Genomic DNA, 9,223 nt, shown 5'->3' with positions numbered 1-9,223 from the left:
ATTTTTGCTTTATCATTAAAATTCCTTTTCAGTATACACATAAAAAGGGCACATATTTTATAAACAAACCATTTTTAGGATTCCGTTAATAAAAGCTGATCGTTTAGTGATCAAAATAGAAAATACTAATGCTCAGAAGCAATCTCGTTCATTATTCACACAATAAAGTAACGAAATACGTCAGAGTAAGATGATTGATAGCAAAGAGAAAGCTGATGAGAAAAAAGTAAGGAAAAAATGGCTACACGTCGTGTAGCCATTAACAGAAGGGATTATTCTACGGTGACCGATTTCGCCAGGTTACGCGGCTGGTCAACGTCGGTGCCTTTGATCAGCGCCACGTGGTAAGCCAGCAGCTGCAGCGGAACGGTGTAGAAGATCGGTGCAATCACCTCTTCCACATGCGGCATCTCGATGATGTGCATGTTGTCGCTGCTGGCGAAACCGGCATCTTTATCAGCGAAGACGTACAGCACGCCGCCGCGGGCGCGTACCTCTTCGATATTAGACTTCAGTTTTTCCAGCAGTTCGTTGTTCGGTGCGACAACAATGACCGGCATATCCGCGTCAATCAGCGCCAGCGGGCCATGCTTGAGCTCGCCTGCCGCGTAGGCTTCCGCGTGGATGTAGGAGATCTCTTTCAGCTTCAGTGCGCCTTCCAGCGCAATAGGGTACTGATCGCCACGACCCAGGAACAGAGCATGGTGCTTATCAGAGAAATCTTCCGCCAGCGCCTCAATGCGTTTGTCCTGAGACAGCATCTGCTCAATACGGCTCGGCAGCGCCTGGAGACCGTGAACGATGTCGTGCTCAACGGAAGCATCTTCGCCTTTCAGACGCGCCAGCTTCGCCACCAGCATCAGCAGAACGGTCAGCTGAGTGGTAAACGCTTTGGTGGAGGCCACGCCGATTTCGGTACCCGCTTTGGTCATCAGCGCCAGATCGGACTCACGCACCAGGGATGAGCCCGGGACGTTACAGATGGCCAGCGAGCCCAGATAACCCAATTCCTTAGACAGACGCAGCGCTGCCAGCGTATCCGCCGTTTCGCCGGACTGGGAAAGGGTGATCATCAGGCTGTTACGACGCACCGCAGACTTGCGATAGCGGAACTCAGACGCGATTTCCACGTCGCACGGCACGCCCGCAAGGGATTCAAACCAGTAGCGAGAGACCATACCGGAGTTATAAGAAGTACCGCAGGCTACGATCTGAATATGTTCAACCTTGCCGAGCAGTTCGTTGGCGTTTGCCCCCAGCTCGCTCAGATCCACCTCGCCGTGGCTGATGCGCCCGGTCAGAGTGTTTTTGATAGCGTTCGGCTGCTCGTAGATCTCTTTCTGCATGTAGTGACGGTAAGCGCCTTTGTCGCCCGCGTCGTACTGCAGGTTAGATTCGATCTCCTGACGCTTCACCTGCTCGCCTTTGGTGTCGAAGACGGTCACGCTGCGGCGCGTCACTTCCGCGATATCGCCCTCTTCCAGGAAGATAAAGCGACGGGTGACCGGCAGGAGCGCCAGCTGATCGGAGGCGATAAAGTTTTCACCCATGCCCAGACCGATAACCATCGGGCTACCGGAACGCGCGGCCAGCAGGGTAGATGGATCGCGGGAGTCCATGATCACCGTACCATATGCACCGCGCAGCTGAGGGATAGCGCGCAGCACCGCATCACGCAGCGTACCGCCCTTTGCCAGCTCCCAGTGCACCAGGTGAGCAATCACTTCGGTGTCGGTTTCAGAGACGAAGGTATAGCCGCGCGCTTTCAGTTCTTCGCGCAGCGGTTCGTGGTTTTCGATAATGCCGTTATGCACCACCACGATGTGTTCAGACACATGCGGGTGCGCGTTACCTTCAGACGGTTCGCCGTGCGTCGCCCAGCGGGTATGCGCGATACCGGTACCACCGTGCAGCGGATGTTCTTCCGCGGCCTGAGCCAGCATCTGCACTTTACCGAGACGACGCAGACGGGTCATATGCCCTTCTGCATCCACGACAGCCAGACCGGCAGAGTCGTAACCACGGTATTCCAGACGACGTAAACCTTCGAGAAGGATTTCAGCAATATCACGCTGCGCAACTGCGCCAACAATTCCACACATATTTTAGATTCCGAATTTAGGCATTATGCCTGCGTTGTCGCTGACCTGTATTTACCCTTTCCGGGCGCCCCGAGCCTTGTAGAGAGTGGGGTTATTTTTATGGGTACTGCTTGTGGGGGGAGATATATATTTATCTCCTCTCCCGGGTTTGCCTGATGACGGCTACGCCTTATCAGGCCTACTCAATCGTAGGGCGGGTAAGCGTAGCGCCACCCGCCTTGTTGTTACTTTTTCTTCACCGGGCGTTTCCAGCCCTGCTTGTGTACCTGCGGCACGCGGCTTAACACCAGCTCGTTATCCGCTACGTCGCGCGTGACGGTCGTGCCGGCGGCAATGGTCACGCCGTTACCCACGGTAACCGGTGCCACCAGCTGCGTGTCAGAGCCCACGAACACGTCATCGCCGATGATGGTTTTAAACTTATTGGCGCCGTCATAGTTACAGGTAATGGTTCCTGCACCAATATTCACGTTATCGCCAATCTCCGCGTCGCCCAGATAGGTTAAATGACCCGCTTTGGAGCCTTTACCCAGACGCGCTTTTTTCATTTCCACGAAGTTGCCCACGTGCGCGCCTTCCAGCAGCTCAGCACCCGGGCGCAGACGCGCAAACGGGCCGATAGTACACGCTGCTTCAAGATGAGCATCTTCCACCACGCTGTACGGGCTGATTTCGCAGTCGTCACCGATGACGCTGTTTTTAATCACGCAGCCGGCGCCAATTTTGACGCGGTTGCCCAGCGTGACGTTGCCTTCAAGAATAACGTTAGTATCGATCTCAACGTCGCGCCCGTGAGACACGGTGCCGCGCAAATCGAAACGCGCCGGATCGCGCAACATCACGCCCGCGAGCAGCAGTTTTTCGGCCTGCTCGGACTGATAAATACGCTCAAGACGGGAAAGCTGCAGGCGGTTATTCACGCCGTCCGTTTCGCTGATGCGCGCCGGATGAACGGCGGCGATCTCACGCCCTTCGTGATACGCCATCGCAATGATGTCGGTGATGTAGTACTCACCTTGCGCGTTATTGTTGTCGAGCTGAGAGAGCCAGCGCTTCATGTCCGCGCCATTGGCAATCAGGATGCCGGTGTTGATCTCCTGAATCTTGCGCTGTTCATCACTGGCATCTTTATGTTCAACGATACCCGTTACGTTGCCGTTTTCACGCGTGATACGGCCATAGCCCGTTGGATCGTCCAGCACAACGGTCAATAAACCGATGCCGCCCTGCGGCTTGGCTGCACGCAGGCGAGTCAGCGTTTCAACGGAGATCAGCGGAACATCACCGTAGAGCATCAGAATATCTTCGTCATCGGCAAAGAACGGCGCAGCCTGCTGCATCGCATGACCGGTACCCAGCTGTTCAGCCTGAAGCACCCAGTTGAGCGCATCATCGCTCAGCGTCTTTTTAAGCAGATCGCCGCCGTGGCCGTAGACCAGGTGAACCTGACGGGCACCCAGTTCATTCGCTGCATCAATGACATGCTGCACCATTGGCTTTCCTGCCAGCGTGTGGAGCACTTTAGGCAGATCGGAATACATGCGGGTACCTTTGCCAGCGGCAAGGATCACCACGCTCATCGCACTGTTTGACATACGCATCCTGACGGTAGTTTGAGTGAGAAGTAAAAACGTTTGATGCCTAAAATTCTACATCTTTTTCATCATGAATTAAGGATGAAAAAAAAAGCCAGTCTGGTATCCAGACTGGCTTTTGTGCTTTTCAAGCCGGTGTTACATCGCTTTTTTGGTCAACTCGATAACGCGCAGTTTCGCGATCGCTTTGGCCAGCTCCGCAGACGCCTGAGCGTAATCCACGTCACCATGAGAGCTGCTAATGTGCTCTTCAGCCTTACGCTTCGATTCCAGGGCTCGCGCTTCGTCGAGATCCTGGCCACGAATAGCGGTATCGGCCAGAACGGTCACACTGCCAGGCTGCACTTCAAGAATGCCGCCGGACAGATAGATAAACTCTTCGTGACCGAACTGTTTAACGATGCGGATCATACCAGGCTTAATGGCGGTGAGCAGCGGTGCGTGACCCGGGAAAATACCCAGTTCACCTTCACTGCCCGTTACCTGGATTTTCTCGACCAGACCAGAGAACATTTGTTGCTCTGCGCTGACGACGTCCAGGTGGTAAGTCATTGCCATATCACCCTCCGATTAAGGCGTTAAAGTTTTTTGGCTTTTTCCACGGCTTCTTCGATGGAACCAACCATGTAGAACGCCTGCTCTGGCAGGTGATCGTATTCGCCTTCCATGATGCCTTTAAAGCCACGGATGGTGTCTTTCAGGGAAACGTATTTACCCGGAGAACCGGTGAATACTTCCGCAACGAAGAACGGCTGGGACAGGAAGCGCTGGATCTTACGCGCACGTGCTACCACCAGTTTGTCTTCTTCAGACAGTTCATCCATACCCAGGATGGCGATGATGTCTTTCAGTTCCTGGTAACGCTGCAGCAGGGACTGTACGCCACGCGCGGTGTCGTAGTGTTCCTGACCAACAACCAGTGGATCCAGCTGACGGCTGGTGGAGTCCAGCGGGTCAACGGCCGGGTAGATACCCAGAGACGCGATCTGACGGCTCAGTACCACGGTTGCGTCTAAGTGCGCAAAGGTGGTTGCTGGAGATGGGTCAGTCAAGTCATCCGCTGGTACGTATACCGCCTGAACAGAGGTGATAGAACCGGTTTTGGTAGAGGTGATACGTTCCTGAAGAACACCCATCTCTTCCGCAAGCGTAGGCTGATAACCTACCGCTGATGGCATACGACCCAGCAGTGCAGATACTTCGGTACCGGCCAGGGTGTAACGATAGATGTTATCAACGAACAGCAGAACGTCACGGCCTTCGTCACGGAATTTCTCAGCCATCGTCAGACCAGTCAGCGCAACGCGCAGACGGTTTCCTGGTGGCTCGTTCATCTGGCCGTAAACCAGGGATACTTTGTCCAGAACGTTGGAGTCGGTCATTTCGTGGTAGAAGTCGTTACCCTCACGAGTACGTTCACCTACGCCCGCAAACACGGAGTAACCGGAGTGCTCGATCGCGATGTTACGGATCAGCTCCATCATGTTTACGGTTTTACCTACACCCGCACCACCGAACAGACCAACTTTACCGCCCTTCGCAAACGGACACATCAGGTCGATAACTTTGATGCCGGTTTCCAGCAGTTCCTGAGAGCTGGACAGCTCTTCGTAGGAAGGTGCCGCGCGGTGGATAGCCCAACGCTCTTCTTCGCCGATGTCGCCTTTCATGTCGATTGGCTGACCCAATACGTTCATGATACGACCCAGCGTTGCTTTACCTACAGGCACTTCGATCGGGTGCTCAAGGTCTTTAACTTCCAGACCACGACGCAGACCGTCGGAAGAACCCATGGCGATGGTACGCACGATACCGCCGCCGAGCTGCTGCTGAACTTCCAGCACCAGGCTCTCGTTACCATTCTGTACCTCAAGCGCGTCGTACACGCGTGGTACGGCGTCCTGAGGGAACTCGACGTCCACCACGGCGCCGATTACCTGGACAATCTTTCCAGTAGCCATCTTGAATCCTCTACGTAATTCGTAAACCTGGTTAAACCGCGGCGGCCCCCGAGACGATCTCGGTGAGTTCCTGAGTAATGCTGGCCTGACGAGCTTTGTTGTAAACCAACTGCAGCTCTTTAATCAGGCTGCCGCCATTATCGGTCGCGGCTTTCATCGCCACCATTCGTGCGGCCTGCTCGCTGGCCAGGTTTTCTACAACGCCCTGATAAACCTGAGATTCAACGTAACGACGCAGCAGGGTATCCAGCAGCGGTTTCGGATCGGGTTCATACAGGTAATCCCAGGCTTTCTGCTTCAGCTCGTCATCTTCTGATGCCGGTAACGGCAGCATCTGAGTGAGCGTTGGAACCTGAGACATGGTGTTAATGAATTTGTTGCTGACAACGTACAGTCTGTCCAGACGGCCTTCATCGTAGGCCTGCAACATCACTTTAACCGGGCCGATCAGTTCGGACAGGGACGGGTTATCACCCATACCGGTCACCTGAGCGACAATGTTGCCACCAACGGAGTTAAAGAAAGAGACGCCTTTAGAGCCAATCAGTGCCAGATCGCACTGAACGCCTTTATCAGACCAGCCTTTCATATCCGCCAGCAGTTTTTTGAACAGGTTAATGTTCAAGCCGCCACACAGACCACGGTCAGTCGACACCACCAGGTAGCCCACGCGCTTAACGTCGCGTTCTTCCAGGTAAGGGTGCTTATATTCCAGATTACCGTTTGCAAGGTGACCAATCACTTTGCGCATGGTCTCTGCATAAGGACGGCTGGCCGCCATGCGATCCTGCGATTTACGCATTTTGGAAGCGGCGACCATCTCCATCGCTTTAGTGATCTTTTGCGTGTTCTGGACGCTTGCGATCTTACTACGTATCTCTTTTGCGCCGGCCATGAGCTTCTCCTCAATGCCAGACGGCTTGCCCTGAGACAAGCCGCCGGACGATTACCAGGATTGGGTTGCTTTGAAGGAATCGAGGATAGCTTTCAGCTTGCCTTCGATTTCGTCGTTATAGCCACCGGTCTGGTTGATCTCTTGCATCAGCGGAGCGTGATCACGGTCGACGTAAGCCAGCAGAGCGGCTTCAAAGCTACCGATTTTCGCCAGTTCCACATCTTCGAGGTAACCGCGTTCAGCCGCGAACAGCACCAGGCCCTGCTGAGCAACAGACATTGGAGCGTACTGTTTCTGCTTCAGCAGCTCGGTCACTTTCTGACCGTGGCTCAGCTGTTTACGGGTTGCTTCGTCCAGATCGGATGCGAACTGAGAGAACGCAGCCAGTTCACGATACTGTGCCAGCGCGGTACGGATACCACCGGACAGTTTCTTGATGATCTTGGTCTGAGCAGCACCACCCACACGGGATACGGAGATACCCGGGTTAACCGCCGGACGAATACCGGAGTTAAACAGGTTGGTTTCCAGGAAGATCTGACCATCGGTAATGGAGATTACGTTGGTCGGAACAAACGCAGAAACGTCACCCGCCTGGGTTTCAATGATCGGCAGCGCGGTCAGAGAACCTGTTTTGCCCTTCACTTCACCTTTGGTGAAGTTCTCGACGTATTCCGCGTTAACGCGGGAAGCACGCTCCAGCAGACGAGAGTGGAGGTAGAATACGTCGCCCGGGAATGCTTCACGTCCTGGTGGACGACGGAGCAGCAGGGAAACCTGACGATAAGCAACAGCCTGTTTAGACAGGTCATCGTATACGATCAGCGCATCTTCACCGCGGTCACGGAAGTATTCGCCCATTGCGCAACCGGCGTATGGCGCCAGGTATTGCAGTGCAGCAGATTCAGACGCGGTTGCTACCACAACGATGGTGTTAGACAGTGCGCCGTGCTCTTCCAGTTTACGAACCACGTTAGAAATGGTGGACGCTTTCTGGCCGATAGCCACGTACACACATTTGATGCCGGAGTCACGCTGGTTGATGATGGCGTCGATTGCCATCGCGGTTTTACCGGTCTGACGGTCACCGATGATCAGTTCACGCTGACCACGACCGATTGGGATCATGGCGTCAACGGACTTATAACCAGTCTGCACTGGCTGATCAACGGACTGACGGTCGATAACGCCTGGTGCGATAACTTCGATTGGGGAGAAGCCATCGTGCTCAACCGGACCTTTACCGTCGATTGGCGCACCCAGGGTGTTAACAACGCGACCCAGCAGGCCACGGCCAACCGGCACTTCCAGAATACGGCCAGTACACTTAACCTTCATGCCTTCGGCGAGGTCAGCGTATGGACCCATCACAACTGCACCTACGGAGTCGCGCTCCAGGTTCAGTGCGATAGCGTAACGGTTACCCGGCAGGGAAATCATCTCACCCTGCATACAATCGGCCAGGCCGTGGATGCGGATAACACCGTCACTTACAGAAACAATAGTACCTTCGTTGTGAGCTTCACTCACAACATTGAACTGAGCAATGCGCTGCTTGATCAGTTCGCTGATTTCGGTGGAATTCAGTTGCATGCTCCAGTCCCCTTAAGACTGCAAGACGTCTGCAAGGCGCTCAAGACGGCCGCGTACGCTGCCATCAATGACCATATCACCCGAGCGGATGATTACGCCTGCCATTACAGACTTATCGATTTTGCAATTCAGCTTAACTTTGCGTGACAGACGTTTTTCCATCGCGGCGGTGATTTTCGCAAGCTGTTCGTCACTCAGTTCAGTCGCGGAAGTCACTTCGACTTCTGCAGTTGCTTCACTAAGGGCACGTAAGTGCTCAAACTGCTCGAGAACATCCGGGAGCACACGGAGACGACCATTTTCTGCCATCACCTTAATCAGGTTCTGGCCGTTGGCATCCAGTTGCTCTCCGCACACGGCGATAAACGACGCGGCGAGGGTTTCAGGCGCTAACGCACCGGAAAGCAACTCGGCCATTTGTTCGTTTTTCGTCACCTCAGCGGCAAACGCCAGCATATTCTGCCAGCGATCGACATTTTGGTGTTCGACAGCAAAGTCAAAAGCTGCTTTGGCGTAGGGGCGAGCTACCGTAACAAATTCAGACATCAGCCCCTCCCTCCTTACAGTTCAGCGACAAGTTTGTCCACGATGTCGCTGTTAGCAGCTTCATCCACGGAACGTTCGATGATCTTCTCGGCGCCAGCAACAGCCAGAATCGCAACCTGCTTACGCAGTTCTTCACGAGCACGTTTACGCTCAGCTTCAATTTCAGCCTGAGCCTGTGTCACGATCTTAGTACGTTCCTGTTCTGCTTCAGCTTTGGCTTCGTCCAGGATCTGAGAACGGCGCTTGTTAGCCTGTTCAATGATTACCTGAGCTTCAGCTTTCGCTTTTTTCAGCTGGTCTGTCGCGTTGGCCTGTGCAAGGTCCAAATCTTTCTTAGCGCGTTCTGCGGAAGCCAGACCGTCAGCAATTTCTTTCTGACGTTTTTCGATGGCAGCCATTAAAGGCGGCCATACATACTTCATGCAGAACCAGACAAAGAGAATAAACGCGATGGCCTGGCCGAGGATTGTTGCGTTCATGTTCACAGCACAATACCTCTTAAATTTCTGTGGCTTGGGGTTTTAAAACAAC

8 protein-coding genes are annotated in these 9,223 nt (G+C 54.0%); all 8 read right to left on the bottom strand.

What is annotated here, in order from left to right:
* Nucleotides 1–272: 272 nt before the first annotated feature.
* Entirely contained in the window at nt 273–2,102 is a 1,830-nt protein-coding gene (gene glmS / locus IM265_RS18390; protein WP_047366743.1) for a glutamine--fructose-6-phosphate transaminase (isomerizing), read from the bottom strand.
* Between the two features lie 224 nt (nt 2,103–2,326).
* Nucleotides 2,327–3,697 carry a bifunctional UDP-N-acetylglucosamine diphosphorylase/glucosamine-1-phosphate N-acetyltransferase GlmU gene (glmU, locus tag IM265_RS18385; protein ID WP_045631290.1) on the bottom strand — a complete coding sequence of 457 codons (1,371 nt, stop codon included), beginning with the start codon at nt 3,695–3,697 and terminating at the stop codon, nt 2,327–2,329.
* A 138-nt stretch (nt 3,698–3,835) separates the two neighbouring features.
* The gene (locus IM265_RS18380; RefSeq protein WP_006177560.1) at nt 3,836–4,255 is read right to left on the bottom strand and encodes a F0F1 ATP synthase subunit epsilon; all 420 of its coding nucleotides are present in this window, start codon (nt 4,253–4,255) and stop codon (nt 3,836–3,838) included.
* Between the two features lie 20 nt (nt 4,256–4,275).
* Nucleotides 4,276–5,658, bottom strand: a complete 1,383-nt coding sequence (atpD, locus tag IM265_RS18375; RefSeq protein ID WP_003862362.1) for a F0F1 ATP synthase subunit beta — start codon at nt 5,656–5,658, stop codon at nt 4,276–4,278.
* A 31-nt stretch (nt 5,659–5,689) separates the two neighbouring features.
* Complete coding sequence (atpG, locus tag IM265_RS18370) at nt 5,690–6,553, bottom strand: F0F1 ATP synthase subunit gamma (protein ID WP_003862364.1); 864 nt, start codon at nt 6,551–6,553, stop codon at nt 5,690–5,692.
* A 51-nt stretch (nt 6,554–6,604) separates the two neighbouring features.
* Entirely contained in the window at nt 6,605–8,146 is a 1,542-nt protein-coding gene (gene atpA, locus IM265_RS18365; RefSeq protein WP_003862367.1) for a F0F1 ATP synthase subunit alpha, read from the bottom strand.
* Between the two features lie 12 nt (nt 8,147–8,158).
* On the bottom strand, nt 8,159–8,692 hold the full coding sequence (gene atpH / locus IM265_RS18360; RefSeq protein ID WP_003862369.1) for a F0F1 ATP synthase subunit delta: 534 nt from the start codon (nt 8,690–8,692) through the stop codon (nt 8,159–8,161).
* A 14-nt stretch (nt 8,693–8,706) separates the two neighbouring features.
* Nucleotides 8,707–9,177, bottom strand: coding sequence for a F0F1 ATP synthase subunit B (gene atpF, locus IM265_RS18355; protein WP_003862370.1), 471 nt, complete (start codon nt 9,175–9,177; stop codon nt 8,707–8,709).
* Nucleotides 9,178–9,223: the final 46 nt, after the last annotated feature.

The sequence above is a fragment of the Enterobacter cloacae complex sp. P17RS genome (assembly GCF_014895885.1).
In the GTDB taxonomy this organism is placed as follows: domain Bacteria; phylum Pseudomonadota; class Gammaproteobacteria; order Enterobacterales; family Enterobacteriaceae; genus Enterobacter; species Enterobacter bugandensis.
The sequence above is the reverse complement of the archived record's forward strand: the minus strand, read 5'-3'. Positions and strand labels throughout refer to the sequence as shown.